An 18,009-nucleotide genomic window follows, 5' to 3' on the forward strand; every position below is an offset into this window, starting at 1 on the left:
CACCTTAGCGTTTGCTGGCAAAATCACCTCAACGTCACACACAACGGGTCATTTGGTAGAACCTCTAGGCGGTGCGACGGGACAGCCGGCGCCCTAACGACTGCATCGGCTTCTCGACGAAGCGGTAAGCCAGGGCGCTGGCCAGCAGGACCACCACCATGGCCAGGGCGGCCATGCCGAGCTGCAGCGGCAGCGGCGACCGCCGCAGATCCCCGCTCACCTCCACGAAGAACTTCAGCAGCGGATGATGCACCAAATACAGCGAGTAGCTGATCAGCCCGAGCCAGGTCAGCACCCGTGGCACCCGCCGTCCCCGCAGCGCCATCCCGCCCGCGAAGGTGGCCGCCGCCAGCGCGATCGTGGTGATCCACACGTCCGGCTCGACCCACCACCATCCCGCCTCGATCGCCCAGATCGGGGCCAGCGCGACCAGTCCGGCGGTCGCCGCCACCGGCCACAGCCCGCCCGTGCCGCGTTCCCAGCGGTGGATCGCGGTCCCGGCGAACATGACGCCCAGCACGGCCACGCCCATCCACGGCACTCGGCTGCCGAAGACCAGCAGCGCCACCGCCATCAGGCCCAGCGCGCACGCCGCCGCCGTACGAAATCTGCCCGAGATCACGCACGCCAGCCCGGCGAAGAACGCGGCCCCGGAGGCGTACGCGACCCAGCCGCCCTTCAGCAGCGCCCCGCCGACCAGCAGCCCGACGACCACCGAACCGGCCGCGAACAGCACCGCGAACAACCCGCTCCGCTCGTGCAGCCGGGTCACGAACAGCGCGGTGACGAGCAGGTAGAACACCATCTCGTACGAGAGCGTCCACATGGTGTCGGCCACACCCCCGACGCCCACCACGTCGAGCAGCATCGTCGCGTGCGCCGCCACCGCCGTACCGTCGCGGGGCACCTCCGCGCGTACCGGCACCCACCAGGCCGCCACCAGCACCAGGGCGGCCACGGCGAGGTAGAGCGGGTAGAGGCGGAAGGCGCGGCTGACCCAGAACGTCCGCACATCGCCGTGCCGCTCCAGCGACGTCGGGATGATGTAGCCGCTGACCAGGAAGAACACCAGGATGCCGTACACGCCGAGGCTGAACCAAAAGGGCCGGAGCGCCGGCAGGAACCAGGGCAGCAGGTGCTCGGCGACCACCGCGAGCGCCCCGATGCCGCGCAGGGCGTCGAGCCAGGCGAGGCGCGCGGGGGCGGGGGTCGTGGTGGGCGGGATCGTGGTGGGGGCGATCGACACCCGCCCAAAAATACCCTGACCTGGACGAGTGATGCCGCCATGTCGGTAAGGACCGGGTTTCAGCGATGACTGGTCAGCGGGGCGTGATGGTCGGCGCCCGCGGGGCCGTGCGGGTCGGTGTGTACGGTGGCGGCGCGCAGTCGGGGCAGGCCGTGGATGAGGTGGTGTTCGGCGGCCACCGCCACGGCGTGCGCGTCCACGAGCGAGAGTTCGTGGCCCACCAGGATCTCCACCTCGGCGTGCAGCGCGTGGCCGATCCAGCGCAGTCGTACGGAGCCGACGCGTTCCACTCCCTCGACGCCGTCCAGGATGGCTTCGGCTTCGTCGACGATGGCCGGGTCGACGGCGTCCATGAGCCGGTGGTAGATCTCACGGGCGGCGTCGCGCAGCACGAAGCAGATGGCGACGGTGATGAGCAGCCCGACGATCGGGTCGGCGAGGGGGAAGCCCAGCGCCGCGCCGCCCGCGCCGATGAGCACGGCGAGGGAGGTGAAGCCGTCGGTCCTGGCGTGCAGCCCGTCGGCGACCAGCGCGGCGGAGCCGATCTCCCTGCCGACCCCGATCCGATAGCGGGCCACCCACTCGTTGCCGAGGAACCCGACCACGGCCGCCGCGGCCACCCACCCGACGGCCCGCATGTCCTGGGGGTGGAACAGCCGCGTGACCGCCTCGTACCCGGCCAGGACGGCGGAGGCGGCGATGATCAGCACGATGGCGATGCCGGCCAGGTCCTCGGCTCGGCCGTACCCGTAGGTGAAGCGGCGGGTGGCCGCCCGGCGGCCGAGCGAGAACGCGATCGCGAGCGGTACGGCCGTGAGCGCGTCGGCGACGTTGTGCAGCGTGTCGCCGAGCAGCGCGACGGAGCCGGACATGACGACGATCACGGCCTGGACGGCGGCGGTGACCAGCAGCACGCCGAACGAGACGGCCAGCACGCGCAGCCCGCGACTGCTGCCTTCCAAGGCGGCGTCGGTCTTGTCGGCGCTGTCGTGACTGTGCGGCGCGAGGGCATGCCCGGCCTTCGCCAGCAGCCCTCTGATCCCACCGCGCCCATGACCATGCCCGTGCCCATGACCATGACCAGGTTCGCCAGAAGAGCCCGAAGAGCCCGAAGAAGCTGGAGAACCTGCGGGGCTGGAATCGTGCTTACCGGTCATAGCACCTCATCTGCCCAACAAGTCGCGTGCTCTACCGCGCCCCCCGAGCCATCACCACCCGACGTGGTTCTTGCCGGAGACCAGAGAGCGGGCGATCACCAGCCGCTGGACGTCGTTGGTGCCCTCGCCGATGGCCATCAGCGGCGCGTCCCGGTAGAGCCGCTCGACCACGAACTCCTGCGAATAGCCATATCCACCATGAATGCGCATCGACTCCAGCGACGCCTTCAACGCCACCTCGGAGGCGAAGTATTTGGCCATCCCCGCCTCCATGTCGACCCGCTTCCCGCTGTCGGCCTGGGAGGCCGCCCAGTAGGTCAGCAGCCGGGCCGCCTGGATCTCGGTCGCCATGTCGGCCAGCTTGAGCTGTACGGCCTGGAAGTCGGCGATGGGCTGGCCGAAGGCGTTGCGCTCGCGGGCGTAGCCGAGCGCGGCGTCGTAGGCGGCCTGGGCGACGCCGACCGCGCGGGCGGCGATGTTGATCCGGCCGATCTCCAGCCCGCCGAGCACCTGCTGCATGCCGCGCCCCTCGACGCCGCCGAGCAGCGCGTCCACGGGCACGCGCACGCCGTCGAGCACGACCTCGCAGGTCTCGGTCCCCTTGTAGCCGAGTTTGGGCAGGTCCCGGCTGACCCCGAACCCCTCGGAAGCCGGATCGACGAGCAGCACCGACATCCCCTTGTGCGCGGGCTCGGTGACGGACGTCTTCACCAGCACGGGCAACGGATCGGCGTGCCGGGCGTTGGTGATCCACGTCTTGGTGCCGGTCACGACATAGTGGTCGCCGTCACGTACGGCCCTGGTCTGAATGCCCTGCAGATCCGTCCCGGCCCCGGGCTCGGTGAGCGCGATGCCGGTACGGCGGGCTCCGGTGGCCAGATCCGGGAGATGGCGCGACTTCTGCTCCTCGGTGCCGTGCCGAGCGATCATCCAGCAGGCCAGCGAGTGAGATCCGATGGTGCCGGCGACCCCCATCCAGCCCCGGGCGATCTCCTCGAAGACCAGGGCGAACGACACCATGTCCGCCCCGAGCCCGCCGTACTCCTCGGGCACGCTGAGGCCGAAGAGCCCCATCGCCTTCATTTTGTCGACGATCTCCGTGGGGTAGCGCCCGGAGTGCTCCCACTCGATGGCGACGGGCATGATCTCTTTGTCGACGAAGGCCCGCAGGGTCTCCCGGAAGGCCCTCTGCTCGTCGCTCAGCTCGAAATCCACCGGCTCCTCCTCAAGCGTTACCACGGCCGGGGCCAACGATACGCGCGTCAGAGGATCATGCCCTCGGACAGACCGTCACCGGTAGTCGGTCGACTCCTTCCTCTTGCCGGGGAACACCATGATCAGCAGCTCGACGGCGCCGTCCGGAGGGTAGGGGACCTGGTAGACGCGCTCACGGCCGCGCAGGTGGACCCGGACCCGGTAGGACCCGGGGCCGCTGGTCGTCAGCTTGGGCGAGGTGTTCCCCGAGCCGTCGCCGAGGGTCAGCGAGCCGGTCGGGCTCTCGTAGGCGACCTCGACCACCTCCTTCCACCCCTTGGTCTCCAGCGGCGGCCGCCGGGTGTAGGACTCGGTGGTCACGCAGGCGTACCCGGACTCGTCGGCCGCCCAGATGGCCAGCGCGCCCCGTTCGCTGCCGACCAGCTCCTTGACCAGGTCGGGAGAGGCGTCTTCGTATCCGTCCTCCCAGCCGTTGATGGTCCAGAACTCGGTCCACATGGTGGCGCGGTGTCGCCGGACCGGTTTGATCTTCGGGCGGTGCGCGGGGTGCGCGGCGCAGGCCTTCTCCTTCTTGGCGACGTACGCGGCCTCTTCCTCCTGTTGCCGCCGGCCGGCCAGCTCCTGGGCGCGGACCACCGCGGGACACAACGGTCCCAGCGCGCCGGCCAGCGCCGCGTGGGGTGCCTCGCGCACGGCAGGGGCGTTGATCTCGCCGCCGTACTGTTCGGCCAGACGGCACAGGTCGCGGCCCTGAGCCAGGACCACCCGATCGGGAGCTTCGGCCCAGCCCTCGATGCCGCCGTTGATGAAGGGGGCGTAACCGCGGACCTGGCACAGGAAGTCCTTTTCCGCCTTGGTCAGGTCGTGGACGGTGCCGTCCCCGAAACCGGCGCAGTCGAGCTCGCCTTCGCTGCTCACTTTGCCGGGTGGGGCCGCCCGGTCCACGGCCAGGAGAGTCGTCAGCGTCAGGGCCGCGGCCGCCGTACGGGAGAAGCGCCCTCTCCGGACGTAGCCGCGGCGGGCCGGCCGCACCGCGAGCAGAACCAGGATCGGCGGCGCCAGGAAGTAGAGGTTCATGCCCGCGTTCCAGCTCAGCACCTCGGGGGGACCCCACGCCTCCAGGCATCGCGGGCCCAGCGCCCCGTCGAGCGTGAACAGCAGCAGCTCGGGGATACGGAAGAAGAGCAAGGTCACCGCGCCTGAGCGGGCGATGATCCGGCCGAGCCGGGCACGCCCGGTCCGCACGCTCAGGTACCAGCAGGCGAAGGCCACGACGATCATCGGCGCCCCACCGAACCAGAAAAGGGGGAGGTCCCTGACCACGCGTTCTGGATACCTGATCAGGTCGTTGATCTGGTTACCCAGGCACGAACCCACATACATCCACATGTAGCTCCGGTCGCCGTCATCTCCGACCAGAAGCGATCGGATCCAGAAGAAGACGTCGGGAATCAGCGTCAGCGCTAACGCCGCACTCCACAGAATCCATGATCGTCGAGACACGGCACCGACATTAGGGCACCGCGAGGAAAGTCAGTTAGGGGTGGGCAGCACCGAGGACAGCTTGGAGACCACGGCCACGATGCGCGCGGCTCGTTCGAGTTCGGCGCGGTGGAAGTGCGGTCCCGCCGCGCGGGCGACGACCACGTGCAGCCCGTGGGTGGCGACCGGCAGCAGCATCAGCCGCAGATCGTCGGCCGCGCGCGTGGCGGCCCTGAGCGGCGGCTCCAGCAGTTCGAACACCTCCGGCGCGCCCAGACTGGCATGCCGTACGACGTCACCCGCCAGCGCGATCGACCATTCGGCGCCGCACAGCCCCGGCAACGCGTCCACCAGCGTCGCGATCCCCCGCGACGGCTCCGACGCGACGTGCATGAGCAGGTCGTAGTCGGGCGCCGAGCCCGGAAGGTCCTTGGTCGGCCAGACCCCCTCGACGCGTACGCCCGGGACGGCCGAGAGCCGGTCGCGCACCTCGTCCGGCGTCACCTTCCCGGGCCAGGACACCGTGAAGTCGTCCACCGCCCGGCCCGTCTCGCGTTCCAGCACGGTGACCTGCAAGATGTCGGCACCCAACGCACCGAGTGACCGCGCGACCTGGCCCAGCCCCCCGGGCCGGTCCGGCAACGACACCCTCAGTCTGAGCAGCATGACCCGCCCCCTTTCCAGAGGCTCTCACAGTGCCCGTGGAAGGTTTCCAGCATGTTCCACGGATATGTCACGCATGCTGCACTTATATCCAAGGATCGACCGCTAATCCGGGTTTTGGGATAAAGGTTCGCCCAGCGCCACCTGCGGAAAGCCGCAGGTGGCGCCCACGAACACGGAGATCAGGCGAAGACGTCCTGCTGGTAACGACCCTGCTCTTCGAGCGCGGCCAGCCACGCCTCGCCGTCCGTCCCGGTCTTGTCCCGGTGGATGGCGAGCAACGCCCGCCGTACGGCGGGCGCCATGCGCAGCCCGTCACCGCAGACGTACACATGCGCCCCGGCCTCCAGCAGCTCCCACACCGCCTCGCTCCGCGCGGCGATCGCATCCTGAACGAACCGGTACGGATGCCCCGGCACCGCCGAGTAGGCCACGCTGACGTGCACCCCGTCAGCCGACGCCCAGCCCTCCACCTCGTCCCGGTAGAGCCAGTCATGCGAAGGATGGCGGCACCCGGCGAACACCTCGGCCCGCCCGGTGGCCCCGGTCAGCGCCCGCTCCTCCAGGAACCCCCGCAGCGGCGCGAACCCGGTGCCGGGACCCACGAGGATCACCGGCGTGGCGGGGTCCTCAGGCAGCCGGAACGGCGGCGCGGGGACCCGGATGTAGCCGTAGAAGCTCTCCCCGGGAGCCAGCCCGGCCAGGTAGGCCGAGCACATCCCGCGGTATTCGCCGCTGCCCGACCAGGCGGGCCCCTCCACCAGTCCGACCGTGATCCTCACCAGGCCGGGGTCGGCCAGCGGCGAGGAGGAGACGGAGTAGTAGCGCGGCCGGATCGGCCCGGCCATCTCCAGGAAGACCGGCAGCGGCAGCTCGATCGCCGGGAAGCGGTCGAGCAGCGCCAGCGGGGAGACCCGCTTGGCCAGGATCTCGTCGGCGTAGTCGGTGGTCAGCGCGTCGAGCTGGCTCCGCGTCCACGGGCACGAGGTGTGCGCGGCCAGGGCCGCCAGGTCCGACCTGGTGGCCACCTCCTGCAACTCGGCGAACTCGGTCAGCAGCAGCCCGGCCGTCACCGGCGTGTCCACGGGCAGGTGCGTGGCCCCGCCGGTGCGCAGGCGTACGACCTGCTCGCGCGGGACACGCAGGCAGCGCAGCGCCCACTCCACCAGCTCCGGGTCGTTCTTGGCGAAGGCGGCCACGTGGTCGCCCGCCGAGTAGGTCACGCCCTCGGGCAGCCGCGCCACGATCGAGCGCACGCCCGGCCGCGGCGCCTCCAGCGAGAAGTCCCACAGCCCGGCCGGGTCGCCGGTCAGCTCCTCGTTGGAGACCACAGTCAGCGGGAACGCCCGCGCGGACACCACCGCGGGCCGCACCTCCGCCTCGCTGAGCACCTCCATCTGGTAGCGAGGGCCCGCGTCGGCGGCCGACGCGCTGTACTCCTCGGCCGTCGCCGCCCACAGCTTGGCGGTCCACGCCGACACGTCGCCGTCGAAGTCGCCGTCGGCGTCGGCCTCGCCCCGCTCGATCAGGGGTACGGCACCGGCCGCCGTCAGCTTGGCGAAGGCGCGGCGGGGAAAGTCCTGGTACGTGGGCCATTGGGTGTTGCCGCAGCCCAGCAGCGCCAGCCGTACTCCCGACAGGTCGGGCAGTTCCGCCAGCGCGTCGAAGCGCTGGGCGTTGTCGGGCGCCTTGCCGTTGTAGGAGGAGGCGACCACCAGGAGCAGCCCGTCACGCGGCGGGGCGAGCTCGTCGAGGGTGGTCAGCGTGGTGGCGAAGCCGGCCCGCCCGGCGCGCTCGGCCAGCCGCTCGGCGATGTCGGCGCAGGTGCCCAGGTTGGAGCCGTAGGCGACGGTGAGCGCGACGCCGGTGACGGCGATGTCCTGCTGCTCCTCCACCTCGATCGGCTGCCCGAGCACGGTGACGCGCTCGTGGGGGCGGCGCTCGCGCACCCGGACGGTGAACCCGTCGGGCTTCAGGGTGAGCGTCTGCTTGATCTTCATCTTGTAGACGGCGGGGTCGGAGACGGCGAAGCGCCGCAGGATCATCGCCAGCGCCAGCCTGGCCTCGGTGAGCGCGAACTGGCGGCCGATGCAGGCCCGCTCCCCGTTGCCGAACGGCTTGTAGGCGGCTGGGTGATGGTCGCGCTTGTTCTCGGGCAGCCAGCGATCGATGTCGAACTCGTCGGGCCGCTCCCACGCCTTCGGGTTGCGGTGCAGCGACGGCAGCAGGACGATGACCGGCGCCCCCGCCGCCAGCGCGTACTCACCGCCGAGCGTGGTGTCCGCGATGGCGTTCACCGAGAAGGCCGGGATCGGGGACCAGACCCGCAGCGTCTCCTCCAGGATCCGGGAGATCACGTCCAGCTTCATGACCGTCTCGTAGGCCGGCGGCTCGTCGCCCGGCAGCAGCCGGTCGACCTCGTCGTAGGCCCTGGCCAGGGTGTGGGGGTCGCGCAGCAGGTTGTACAGGGCGAAGGAGAGCAGGCCGCTGGTGGTCTCGTGTCCGGCGATCAGGAAGGTGAGGACCTGGTCGCGGATGTTGGCGTCGGAGAGCCGGGCGCCGGTCTTGGGGTCGGACGCCTCCAGCATCAGGCCGAGCAGGTCCTTGGTGGCGGCGCCGTCCTCCGCGCGGCGCCGCCTGATCACGTCGTCGACCAGCTCGCGCATCAGCTCGATGTCGGCCCGGTAGGCGATCTCCTGCTTGCGCTTGAGCTTGGTGACGAACGGGAGCTGCTGGTTGCGCAGCATCGCCTCGGTCAGCGCGCCGCCCATCGCCGTCAGGAACGGGTGCAGCTCCGGCGAGTCGAAGGAGTCGAACCGGTAGCCGAACCCGGTCAGCGAGATCGTGTCGAGGGTGAGCCTGGTCATGTCGTCGGCCACCGGCAGGTCCTGCCCCGGACGCCCCGCCCAGGACTCCACGAGCCGGTCGGCGACCTCCAGCATCTGCGGGTAGTACGCCTTCATCGACCGCTGGCTGAAGGCCGGCATGAGGATCCGGTGCGCGTGACCCCAGACGGGCTCGTCCGGCCTGGCCGTGAACAGCCCGTCGCCGGCGAAGTCACGGACGATCGACAAGGGCGGGTTGATCTCCTTGCGGAAGCGCGTCTCGTCGCACGCCTCGGCCACCAGATCCGGATCGTGGATCACCACGACCTGACGGCCGAGCAGGTCGAGCTGGTAGATGCCCTCCGGGTGCGCCCGCGCGACCTCCTCGAAGTAGGTCATGGGCGAGTGCGCGGGCACCTGGAACGCGTTTCCGACGATCGGCAGCCCCCGGGGGGCGGGGATCTCTCTCATCAGCACTCCTTTCGGGTAGCCATACACCGTATGGCTCACGCTACCATACGGTGTATGGCAGTGAGCGCGCGCAGGGGAACCCCGCTGACCCTCGAGGAGATCTACACCACGGCGTTGCGCATGGTGGACGAGGTGGGCGTGGAAGGGCTGTCGATGCGCAAGCTGGCCGCCGAGCTCGACGTCAATCCGATGTCGCTCTATCACCACGTGGACAACAAGATGGCGCTGCTCGCGCAGATCTGCGACACCAACGTCCAGCGCCTCGACCTCCCGCCGGACGAGGCGCTGCCCTGGCAGGAGCGGCTGCGCATCCTCGCGCGCGCCTATCGCCGGCTCACCACCGACCACCCGGCGATGTGGCGCTACGTGTACGCCCACCCGGAGATCACCGCCGACCGGAAGGCCGGCCTTTGGGGCGTGCTGTTCCCGATCCTGGAGGCGGCGGGCGTGCCGCAGGGTGAGCAGCGGCGCACGGCGGACGTGCTGTACGGGTTCGTGGCGGGGCTGGTGTTCGCCGAGACGGCCGGGCACATCGGCCAGGGCCAGGACACCGAGGAGGCCGAGCGCACCTTCGAGGCGGCGGTCGACCTCATCGTGCGCGGCCTGGGCGGCTGATCAGCCGCCGGAGGGCCGTAACACCACCGCGAGCCGGGGGCCATACCACCGTGATAGGGGTCGTTTGCCATCTATGCCAATCCCTACCAACCGCTAGCTTGACAGGCACCCCCACAAAGGAGTGCACATGCGGAGTAAGCGCTGGCCTGTCTTAGGCGCCACCATCGTGGCGGCCTGCCTGGCCACCACCCCCCTAACCCCCGCCGTAGCGGCCTCCCCGTCTCCCGTCCCCTCGGAGTCGACCCCGCCGTCCGTGATCGACTCCCTCGAGCGCGACCTCGGCCTGTCCGAGCAGCAGGTCATCACCCGGCTGGCCAACGAGCAGCGCGCTGCGACGACGGAGGCCGCGCTGACGTCCTCGCTCGGCGCCTCCTACGGCGGATCCTGGCTGACCGCCGACGCCTCCAAGCTCATGGTCGCGACGACGGACCCGGCCACCACCGGCTCCATCGAGGCGAAGGGCGCGCAACCCGTGCTCGTCTCGCGGACGCTGGCCCAGCTCACCGCGGTCAAGGACCAGATCGACCGGGCGTCGGACCAGGCCAAGGCCGGCGCGTCCCTGTGGTACATCGACGTGACCACCAACAGCGTCGTCATCGTCGCCGGGCAGCAGGCGGCCGGTGACGCCCTCGCCGCGGCCTCCGGCGTCGACAAGAACGCGATCCGCGTGACCGTCTCCGGCGAGCAGCCGCGGACCCTTATCAACATCGTCGGCGGCGCCCCCTACTACATCGGCTCCGCCCGGTGCAGCATCGGCTTCGCCGTCACCAAGGGCAGCACCCCCGGCTTCGTCTCCGCCGGGCACTGCCGGGTGGCCAACAACACCACCAACCCGACGGGCACCTTCCAGGGCGCCTCGTTCCCGGGCAACGACTACTCCTGGGTCGCCGCCCCCGGTAACACCGCTACGCCGTACGTACGCGGCTCGGGCGGCGCCAACGTCACCGTCCGCGGCTCCACCGCGGCCGGCGTCGGCTCCTCCATCTGCCGCTCCGGTTCGACCACCGGCTGGCACTGCGGGACCGTCCAGCAGCTCAACGCCACCGTGAGGTACGCGGAGGGCACCGTCACCGGCCTCACCCGCACCAACGTGTGCGCCGAGCCCGGTGACTCCGGCGGCTCGTTCATCTCCGGCAGCCAGGCCCAGGGCGTCACCTCTGGCGGCTCCGGAAACTGCAGCAGCGGCGGGACGACCTACTTCCAGCCGGTCAACGAGATCCTCAGCGTGTACGGGCTGACGCTCCGTACCGGCTGAGCAGCCCTTCCCACGCACCCTCGCGTGCCCGGTGCCATCGGCGCCGGGCACGCTTCACGTTTGCCCTGCCCAAAAGTTATGTCTAATCGTCTATTGACATAACTTATGGTGACGACCAGTATTTTGGCATGTCAGGACGCGACCTTCTGCTCCATGTGCGGATCCGCAAGGTGCTGGAAGAGCGCATCCGTGGCGGCCAGTGGGGGCCCGGGACCCGGATCCCCACGGAGGTCGAGCTCTGCGAGGAGTTCGAGGTCTCGCGCATCACGGTGCAGCGGGCCCTGCGGGACCTCGCCGACGCCGGGCTCATCGTGCGGTTCCGGCGACGTGGCAGCTTCGTCGCCCAGGCCGTCGGCCAGAACAACCTCCTGCGCTTCACCGGCCTGCTGATCCAGGGCCCGGAGACGCACGGGGACCATCGGGTCCTCTCGGCTCAGGTGCTCCCGGCGGACAGAGCCCGCCTGCGACTGCCCGGCGTCCCCGACGCGGAGGCCGTCATCGAGATGGAGCGCCACAAGCTGGGCGCGGACGGTCACGTCCTCAACACCGAGCTGCACGTGCTGCCCTTCCGGCTGGCGCCCGACCTGCTCGACCAGCCGCTGGAACCCCTGACCACCCACGCCTACCTACGAGACCGCGGCGTCGAGCTGACGCGCGCCCGGCTGTACGTGGACCCGCACGTGCTCGACGAGGCCCAGGCGGCGCTCTTCGGCCTCCCGCCGGGCACGCCCGTCTTCCGCTGGCTGCGCGAGACCTGGACCCGCAAGGGCGAGATCGCCGAACTCCTCGAAATGCTCGTGCCGACCCGCGCCGAGCGCTTCTACGTGGAGACCGACCTCGGCGGCGCCACCGACCACAGCTGACCTCCCCGCCCCCGACCCCAGCTGACCTCCCCCGACACAGCCCCGACAGCTGGGGCTTCGCCATGCCCTGACCCCGAACCGCCCCCTTCGGAGGTTGTCATGACACGCAGATCCCTGGCCGCCGCAGGCCTGGCCGGAGCCCTCGGCCTCACCGCCGCCTGCGGCGCCCCCGTCCCGTCCGCCGCCCCCGGCACGCTGGTCGTGGCCGGCTACGGCGGCTCGTACGAGGAGGCCTTCAAGCAGTCGGTCATCCCCGGCTTCGAGAAGTCCTGCGGCTGCAAGGTCTCCTACATCGCCGGCAGCTCCACCGACACCGTGGCCAAGCTGAAGGCCCAGCAGAACGCCCCGCAGATCGACGTCGCGCTGATCGACGACGGCGTGCAGAACCAGGCCGTACAGGCCGGGCTGCTGGCCAAGCTGGACCCGAAGACCGTGACGAACCTGCCGAACGTCATCGACATCGCCCGCCTGCCGGACGACGTGGGCGTGGGCTTCTCGCTGAACGCCACCGGCCTGGCCTACAACACCGACTACTACCGGAAGAACGGGCTGGCGGCGCCCAAGCGGCTGGCCGACCTGGAGAACCCGAAGCTCAAGGGCAAGCTGGTCATGCCGTCCATCACGCAGACGTACGGACTGGGCGCGCTGCTGATCGCCGCCAGGGTCGGCGGCGGGTCCGAGTCGGCGATCGATCCGGGCTTCGCCGGGGTGAAGAAGGTGGCGGCCAACGCCGTGACCTTCGACACCACCGCCGACGTGTCCAACTACTTCCTGCAGGGGCAGGCCGTGGCCTCCGTGTGGGGCAACTCGCGGGTGCGGCTCCTGGCCAAGAAGGGCTTCCCCATCGAGTTCGTCTACCCGGAGGAGGGCGCGCTGCCGCTGATCGCCACCGTCAACGTGGTGAACAAGGCGCCGCACGCCGATCTCGGGCAGAAGTTCGTCAACACGCTGCTGGACCCGGCGGCGCAGAAGCTGATGGCCGAGGTCAACTTCAACGGCCCGACCGTCAAGGGCGTCACGCTCGATCCCGCGCTCGCCAAGCAGGTGGTCGGCCAGGAACACGCCGACCAGCTGCGCAAACTCGACTGGGCGACGATCAACAAGAACCGTTCCGCGTGGACGGACCGCTGGAACAAGGAGATCGAGACCTCGTGAGCACGAGCATCACCGAGGCGCCCGCCGGGACCGCCGTGCGGCGGGGCCGCCTGCGCCTGGACGGCGTGCGCAAGTCGCTGGGCGGCAAGGAGGTCGTCTCGGCGGTCGACCTGGAGACCGAGCCGGGCGAGTTCCTCACCCTGCTCGGGCCCTCGGGCTGCGGCAAGACCACCACCCTGAACATGGTGGCCGGGCACCTGACCGCCGACGGCGGCCTGATCGAGGTGGACGGCCGCGACATCACCGGCACGCCGCCGCACCGCCGTTCGATGGGCATGGTCTTCCAGTCGTACGCGCTGTTCCCGCACATGACGATCGCCGACAACGTCGCGTTCGGCCTGCGCATGCGCAAGGTCGCGGCGGCCGAGCGCGGGCGGCGGGCGGCGGAGGTGATCGAGATGGTGGGCCTGGGCGGCATGGCCGGACGCCACCCGCGTCAGCTGTCCGGCGGGCAGCAGCAGCGCGCCGCGCTGGCCAGGGCCCTGGTCATCCAGCCCGACCTGCTGCTGCTCGACGAGCCCTTCTCCAACCTGGACGCCCAGCTGCGGGTGCGGTTGCGTGAGGAGGTCGTCGCGCTCCAGCGGCGCATCGGCACCACGACCATCCTGGTCACCCACGACCAGGAGGAGGCGCTGGCCGTCTCGGACCGGATCGCGGTCATGGCCGACGGCGTCATCCACCAGCTCGACCGGCCGAGCGAGATCTACCTGCGGCCGGGCACCGACTTCGTGGCCCAGTTCATCGGCGAGGTCAACGCGCTGGACGGCACGGCCGCCGGGCCCGCCGCCGACGGGTACGCCTGCCGGGTGGCGGGCACGACCGTCGCGGCCACCCCGGTCGGCGAGCCGCCGGTCGAAGGCGGTGACGTGCGCGTATACGTACGCCCAGAGGTCGTACGAGTCGGCACGGACGGAAACGGCCTGACCGGCACCGTACGGGAGACCCGCTTCCTCGGCTCACGGATCCGCTGCGTGGTCGCCACCCAGGCGGGCACGGTGACGGCGGCGCTGCCGTTCAACGCCCAGGTGCCCACGATCGGGGAGGAGGTGACCTGCGCATGGCGGCCGTCGGACGCGTCGCTGACGGCACGCTGAGCCGTCCGGCGAGCCGTTCGCCCTGGCGCACGGGCCTGCTGCTCGCGCTGCCCGCGATCGCGATCTTCGCCCTGTTGTTCGTCGCCCCGCTGTTCACGCTGGTGGCCAACAGCTTCAAGACGCAGACCGGCGCCTTCACCCTCACCAACTACGAACGCTTCCTCGGCGACCCGTTCTACCGGGGCGTCCTGTGGAACACGCTCAAGGTCGCCGCCATGACCACGCTCGGCTGCCTGCTCATCGGCTATCCGTTCGCGCTCTACCTGCGCGGGCGCTCGCCGCGGGTGCGCAACTGGCTGGCGTTGCTGCTGCTGTCGCCGCTGCTGATCAGCATGGTCATCCGCGCGTACGGCTGGCTGGTGGTGCTCGGCCCGAACGGGCCGGTGGCCTCGGTGCTGAAGTGGGCCGGGATCACCCCGCCGCAACTGCTCTACAACGACACCGCCGTGCTCATCGGGATGGTGCACGTGATGCTGGCCTACATGGTGCTGCCGCTGATGGGCAGCCTCGACCGGATCGACCCGACGCTGGTGCCCGCGGCCAAAGGGCTCGGGGCGCCCGGCTGGACCTGCTTCTGGCGGATCACGCTGCCGCTGTCGGCGCCCGGCATGCTGGCCGGAGCCATGATCGTGTTCAGCCTGACCGCCTCCAGCTTCGTCACCCCGGCGATCCTCGGGGGCCCCAAGGTGAAGCTCATGCCGTACTTCGTCTACACCCAGGCCACGACCACGCTCGACTGGCCGTACGCGGCGGCGATCGGGTTCGTGCTGGTGGTCGTGACGACCGGGCTGCTGCTCGGCTACGCGCGGCTGCTGCGCCGGGGCAACGGGGATGTGGTGTTCGGATGACGCGGCTGCTCGGCAGGGTGTTCGCGGCGCTGGTCGGACTGTTCCTGGTCGCGCCGGTGCTGGTCACCGTGGCCTCCTCGCTCACCACGACCCGGTACGTGACATTCCCGCCGCAGGGGATCACACTGCGCTGGTACGCGGAGGTCTTCCGGAAGCAGGAGTTCTTGTCCTCCTTCGCGCTCAGTGCCAGCGTCGCGCTGGCCGCGGCCGCAGTATCGGCGGTGGTGGGGCTGGCCTGCGGGCTGGCCATCCATCGGCACCGCTTCCCCGGCCGGGGCGCCCTGGAGGCGGTGCTGTCCAGCGCGTTCGCGGTGCCCACGATCGTGCTCGGCATCGGGCTGCTGCAGTGGTTCGCGCAGATGGGGCTGGCCTCCAGCGCGTTCACGCTGCTGCTCGCCCATCTGGTGCTCACGGTCCCCTACACGGTGCGGCTGGTGCTCGCCGGGCTCGCGGGCCTGGACCGCTCGGCCGAGAAGGCCGCCGCCGGGCTCGGCGCCGCGCCGTTCCTGGTGTTCTGGCACGTGACGCTGCCCGCCATACGAGGGGCGCTGATCGGCGGCGCGTTCTTCGCGTTCATCACCTCCTTCGACGACCTCACCGTGGCGCTGTTCGTGGTCACCACCGACCTGCAGACGCTGCCCGTCCGGATCTTCAACTACATGCAGTACGACTACGACCCGACGGTCACGGCCATCGGCACGCTGATGGTGCTGTTCGCCGGGGTCGCGGTGGTCGTGATCGAGCGCTTCGTCGGCGTGGCCAGGCTGTTCGGCGCCGACGCCGAGCAGACCCGCTGAGCCGTCCCCAACCGAGAGGAGTCATGGTGCGAGTCGTCGTCATCGGTGCGGGGGTGGTCGGATCCGCCGTCGCGGCCGGGCTCACCCGGCGCGGCGCGCAGGTCACTGTCCTGGAGGCACGTACGCCGGGATCCGGTACGACGTCCACCACCGTGGCGTGGGTCAACGCCAACAACAAGACACCCAAGGCGTACTTCGACCTCAACCACGCCGCCGTGTGGGCGCACCACCGGCTCGCGGGCGACTGGTTCTTCCCTGCAGGCAACCTTGAGTACGCGGTGAGCGACGAGCACAAGGAGCTGCTGGCGGCGCGGGTGGAGCGGCTGGTCGGCATGGGCTACCCGGTGGAGCGGGTGACCGCCCGCATGGCCCTGACCCTGGAGCCCGACCTGGTGCCGCCGCCCGCCGGCACCGAGTACGTGTTCTTCCCCGGTGAGGGCCACGTCCACGCGCCGCGGCTGCTCGGGCGGCTGCTGGGCGAGGCGCGCGACCGGGGCGCCACGGTCGAGTGCGGGGCCGAGGTCACCGCCATCGACACGACGCCGGCGGGCGCGAAGGTGACGCTGGCCGACGGGCGTACCTTCGTCTGCGACGTGGTCGTCACCTGCGCCGGGCGCTGGACGCAAGGGGTGGCGGCGCTGGCCGGGGTGAGTGTCCCGATGCTGGATCCGGCGGTGTCCGGCCAGGTCACCAACGGTTTCCTGGTCACCACCTCGCCGGTGCCCGCCCGGCTGTCCCGGGTCCTCACCACCGCCGGCCTCAACCTGCGGCCTGACGGGGGCGGGCGGCTGGTGCTGCAGTCCCTGCCCCTGGACGACCGGGCGGACCCGGCGGCCGACGTGCCGGGCGAGGTCGTCGACGAGATCATGGGGCTGCTGCCGGACGTGCTGCGGGCCACCGAGGGCGCCAGGGTGGAGCGCGCGGTCGTGGGCTGCCGGGCGATGCCCGGCGACGGGCTGACCGTGGCCGGGTTCGCGGACGCGGGGCGGCGGGTGTACACGGTGGCCACGCACAGCGGGGTCACGCTGGCGCCGCTGCTGATGGATGAGGTGGCGGGCGAGCTGTTCGGGGAGGAGTCGGCGCTGCTGGCGACGTTCCGGCCGGGCCGCTTCACGGACGGCACGGCCGGCCCCGCCCCGACCCCGGCCCGCCGGCCGGGCCAGCAGTAACCCGGACCGGCACTCCCCCGGCCTGCGTTTCTCGGGACCGCGCTCCTCGGGACCGCGCTCCTCGGGACCGCGCTCCTCGGGACCGCGCCTCTCAGACCCGTGCCTCTCGGGACCGCGCTTCTCGGGCCCGGCTTGTTACCAGCGGTGGTGGACCTGAGGGCGGATCAGCTCGTCGTAGACGGCCGTGACCGCCGCCCGGGTCTCCTCCGTGAGCGCGGGGAACCCGGCCGCGGCGGCGTTGGCGCCGGCCTGCCGTGCGTCGCGGGCTCCGGGGATGACCACGCTGACGCCGGGCTGGTCGATGATCCACCTCAGCGCGAACTGGGCGGTCGTCATCCCCTCCGGCACCAGCGGCTTGAGCCTCGCCACGGCCCGCAGCCCGGTGTCGTAGTTGACGCCCGAGAACGTCTCACCGACGTCGAACGCCTCCCCGTGCCGGTTGTAGGCGCGGTGGTCGTCGTCGGAGAAGCGGGTGTGCTCGTCGTACCGGCCTGACAGCAGCCCGCTGGCCAGCGGGACCCGGGCGATGATCCCGACCCCGGCCGCGGCCGCCGCCGGCAAGACCTCCTCCAGCGGCTTCAGGCGGAAGGCGTTGAGGATGATCTGCACGGTGGCGACGTTCGGCCGCGCGATGGCGGTCAGCGCCTCAGCGCAGGTCTCGACGCTCACGCCGTAGGCGGCGATCCTGCCCTCCTCGACCATGGTGTCGAGCGCGTCGTAGACCGCCTGGTCCGAATAGACCGGAGTCGGCGGGCAGTGGAGCTGCACCAGGTCGAGGGTGTCCACGCCGAGGTTCTTCCGGGAGCGGTCGTTCCAGGCCCGGAAGTTGTCCAGGGTGTAGGCCGACACCTCCTGCGGCACCCGGCGCCCCATCTTGGTGGCCACCGTCAGGCCGGGGCGTTCCTTGATCAACTGTCCGACGATCCGCTCGCTGCGCCCGTCGCCGTACACGTCGGCGGTGTCGATGAACGTCACCCCGGCGTCGACGGCGCCGTGCAGCGTCGCCAGCGCGTCATCCTCTCCGACCGCGCCCCAGTCGGCGCCCAGCTGCCACGCCCCGAGGCCGACCACGCCGACCTGCCTGCCCGTCCTGCCCAGCTCACGCTTCTCCACAATCCCGATCGTAAGGGCACATACCTTCCCAATAGACAAGA

Annotated in this window: 15 protein-coding genes; 8 read left to right on the forward strand and 7 right to left on the reverse strand. The window is 70.8% G+C overall.

Annotated features, from left to right (window positions below; translation table 11 throughout):
- Positions 1-64: 64 nt before the first annotated feature.
- The 6 genes from ACQP2T_RS36585 to ACQP2T_RS36610 form a co-directional block, all read right to left on the reverse strand.
- The gene (locus ACQP2T_RS36585; RefSeq protein WP_433509461.1) at positions 65-1,246 is read right to left on the reverse strand and encodes an acyltransferase family protein; all 1,182 of its coding nucleotides are present in this window, start codon (positions 1,244-1,246) and stop codon (positions 65-67) included.
- A gap of 59 nt (positions 1,247-1,305) precedes the next feature.
- Positions 1,306-2,208, reverse strand: a complete 903-nt coding sequence (locus ACQP2T_RS36590; RefSeq protein WP_433509462.1) for a cation diffusion facilitator family transporter — start codon at positions 2,206-2,208, stop codon at positions 1,306-1,308.
- Positions 2,209-2,454: 246 nt separating this feature from the next.
- Entirely contained in the window at positions 2,455-3,618 is a 1,164-nt protein-coding gene (locus tag ACQP2T_RS36595; protein WP_433509463.1) for an acyl-CoA dehydrogenase family protein, read from the reverse strand.
- A gap of 75 nt (positions 3,619-3,693) precedes the next feature.
- Positions 3,694-5,121: a hypothetical protein gene (locus ACQP2T_RS36600; protein WP_433509464.1), complete on the reverse strand. Its 1,428-nt coding sequence runs from the start codon at positions 5,119-5,121 to the stop codon at positions 3,694-3,696.
- Between the two features lie 30 nt (positions 5,122-5,151).
- Positions 5,152-5,766 carry an amino acid-binding protein gene (locus tag ACQP2T_RS36605; RefSeq protein ID WP_433509465.1) on the reverse strand — a complete coding sequence of 205 codons (615 nt, stop codon included), beginning with the start codon at positions 5,764-5,766 and terminating at the stop codon, positions 5,152-5,154.
- A 179-nt stretch (positions 5,767-5,945) separates the two neighbouring features.
- Entirely contained in the window at positions 5,946-9,059 is a 3,114-nt protein-coding gene (locus ACQP2T_RS36610) for a bifunctional cytochrome P450/NADPH--P450 reductase (protein ID WP_433509466.1), read from the reverse strand.
- 54 nt (positions 9,060-9,113) lie between these two features.
- On the opposite strand from ACQP2T_RS36610, the gene ACQP2T_RS36615 reads away from it, so the two are divergent.
- The 8 genes from ACQP2T_RS36615 (at position 9,114) to ACQP2T_RS36650 (ending at position 16,855) form a co-directional block, all read left to right on the forward strand.
- Complete coding sequence (locus tag ACQP2T_RS36615; RefSeq protein WP_433509467.1) at positions 9,114-9,674, forward strand: TetR/AcrR family transcriptional regulator; 561 nt, start codon at positions 9,114-9,116, stop codon at positions 9,672-9,674.
- A 127-nt stretch (positions 9,675-9,801) separates the two neighbouring features.
- Positions 9,802-10,929 carry a S1 family peptidase gene (locus ACQP2T_RS36620; RefSeq protein ID WP_433509468.1) on the forward strand — a complete coding sequence of 376 codons (1,128 nt, stop codon included), beginning with the start codon at positions 9,802-9,804 and terminating at the stop codon, positions 10,927-10,929.
- Between the two features lie 128 nt (positions 10,930-11,057).
- Positions 11,058-11,792, forward strand: coding sequence for a GntR family transcriptional regulator (locus ACQP2T_RS36625; RefSeq protein ID WP_433509469.1), 735 nt, complete (start codon positions 11,058-11,060; stop codon positions 11,790-11,792).
- A gap of 99 nt (positions 11,793-11,891) precedes the next feature.
- Positions 11,892-12,947, forward strand: coding sequence for an ABC transporter substrate-binding protein (locus ACQP2T_RS36630; RefSeq protein WP_433509470.1), 1,056 nt, complete (start codon positions 11,892-11,894; stop codon positions 12,945-12,947).
- A complete protein-coding gene (locus ACQP2T_RS36635; protein WP_433509471.1) occupies positions 12,944-14,041 on the forward strand; it encodes an ABC transporter ATP-binding protein in 1,098 nt (365 codons plus the stop codon). Before ACQP2T_RS36630 ends, ACQP2T_RS36635 begins: the two co-directional genes overlap by 4 nt.
- The gene (locus tag ACQP2T_RS36640; protein WP_433509472.1) at positions 14,005-14,889 is read left to right on the forward strand and encodes an ABC transporter permease; all 885 of its coding nucleotides are present in this window, start codon (positions 14,005-14,007) and stop codon (positions 14,887-14,889) included. Before ACQP2T_RS36635 ends, ACQP2T_RS36640 begins: the two co-directional genes overlap by 37 nt.
- Positions 14,886-15,686, forward strand: a complete 801-nt coding sequence (locus tag ACQP2T_RS36645) for an ABC transporter permease (RefSeq protein ID WP_433509473.1) — start codon at positions 14,886-14,888, stop codon at positions 15,684-15,686. The genes ACQP2T_RS36640 and ACQP2T_RS36645 overlap by 4 nt, the downstream gene beginning before the upstream one ends.
- A 23-nt stretch (positions 15,687-15,709) precedes the next feature.
- The gene (locus ACQP2T_RS36650; protein WP_433509474.1) at positions 15,710-16,855 is read left to right on the forward strand and encodes an NAD(P)/FAD-dependent oxidoreductase; all 1,146 of its coding nucleotides are present in this window, start codon (positions 15,710-15,712) and stop codon (positions 16,853-16,855) included.
- Positions 16,856-16,990: 135 nt separating this feature from the next.
- Here ACQP2T_RS36650 and ACQP2T_RS36655 read toward each other — a convergent pair whose 3' ends face one another.
- Positions 16,991-17,968, reverse strand: coding sequence for an aldo/keto reductase (locus ACQP2T_RS36655; protein WP_433509475.1), 978 nt, complete (start codon positions 17,966-17,968; stop codon positions 16,991-16,993).
- Positions 17,969-18,009: the final 41 nt, after the last annotated feature.

It is taken from the genome of Nonomuraea sp. CA-143628 (assembly GCF_050942315.1).
Taxonomy (GTDB): domain Bacteria; phylum Actinomycetota; class Actinomycetes; order Streptosporangiales; family Streptosporangiaceae; genus Nonomuraea.

Excerpts from the sequence above, each read along its gene's own strand:
- ACQP2T_RS36605 (WP_433509465.1), bottom strand. The coding sequence starts at position 5,766 with ATGCTGCTCAGACTGAGGGTGTCGTTGCCGGACCGGCCCGGGGGGCTG.
- ACQP2T_RS36610 (WP_433509466.1), bottom strand. The coding sequence starts at position 9,059 with ATGAGAGAGATCCCCGCCCCCCGGGGGCTGCCGATCGTCGGAAACGCG.
- ACQP2T_RS36615 (WP_433509467.1), top strand. The coding sequence starts at position 9,114 with ATGGCAGTGAGCGCGCGCAGGGGAACCCCGCTGACCCTCGAGGAGATC.
- ACQP2T_RS36620 (WP_433509468.1), top strand. The coding sequence starts at position 9,802 with ATGCGGAGTAAGCGCTGGCCTGTCTTAGGCGCCACCATCGTGGCGGCC.
- ACQP2T_RS36625 (WP_433509469.1), top strand. The coding sequence starts at position 11,058 with ATGTCAGGACGCGACCTTCTGCTCCATGTGCGGATCCGCAAGGTGCTG.
- ACQP2T_RS36630 (WP_433509470.1), top strand. The coding sequence starts at position 11,892 with ATGACACGCAGATCCCTGGCCGCCGCAGGCCTGGCCGGAGCCCTCGGC.
- ACQP2T_RS36640 (WP_433509472.1), top strand. The coding sequence starts at position 14,005 with ATGGCGGCCGTCGGACGCGTCGCTGACGGCACGCTGAGCCGTCCGGCG.
- ACQP2T_RS36645 (WP_433509473.1), top strand. The coding sequence starts at position 14,886 with ATGACGCGGCTGCTCGGCAGGGTGTTCGCGGCGCTGGTCGGACTGTTC.
- ACQP2T_RS36650 (WP_433509474.1), top strand. The coding sequence starts at position 15,710 with ATGGTGCGAGTCGTCGTCATCGGTGCGGGGGTGGTCGGATCCGCCGTC.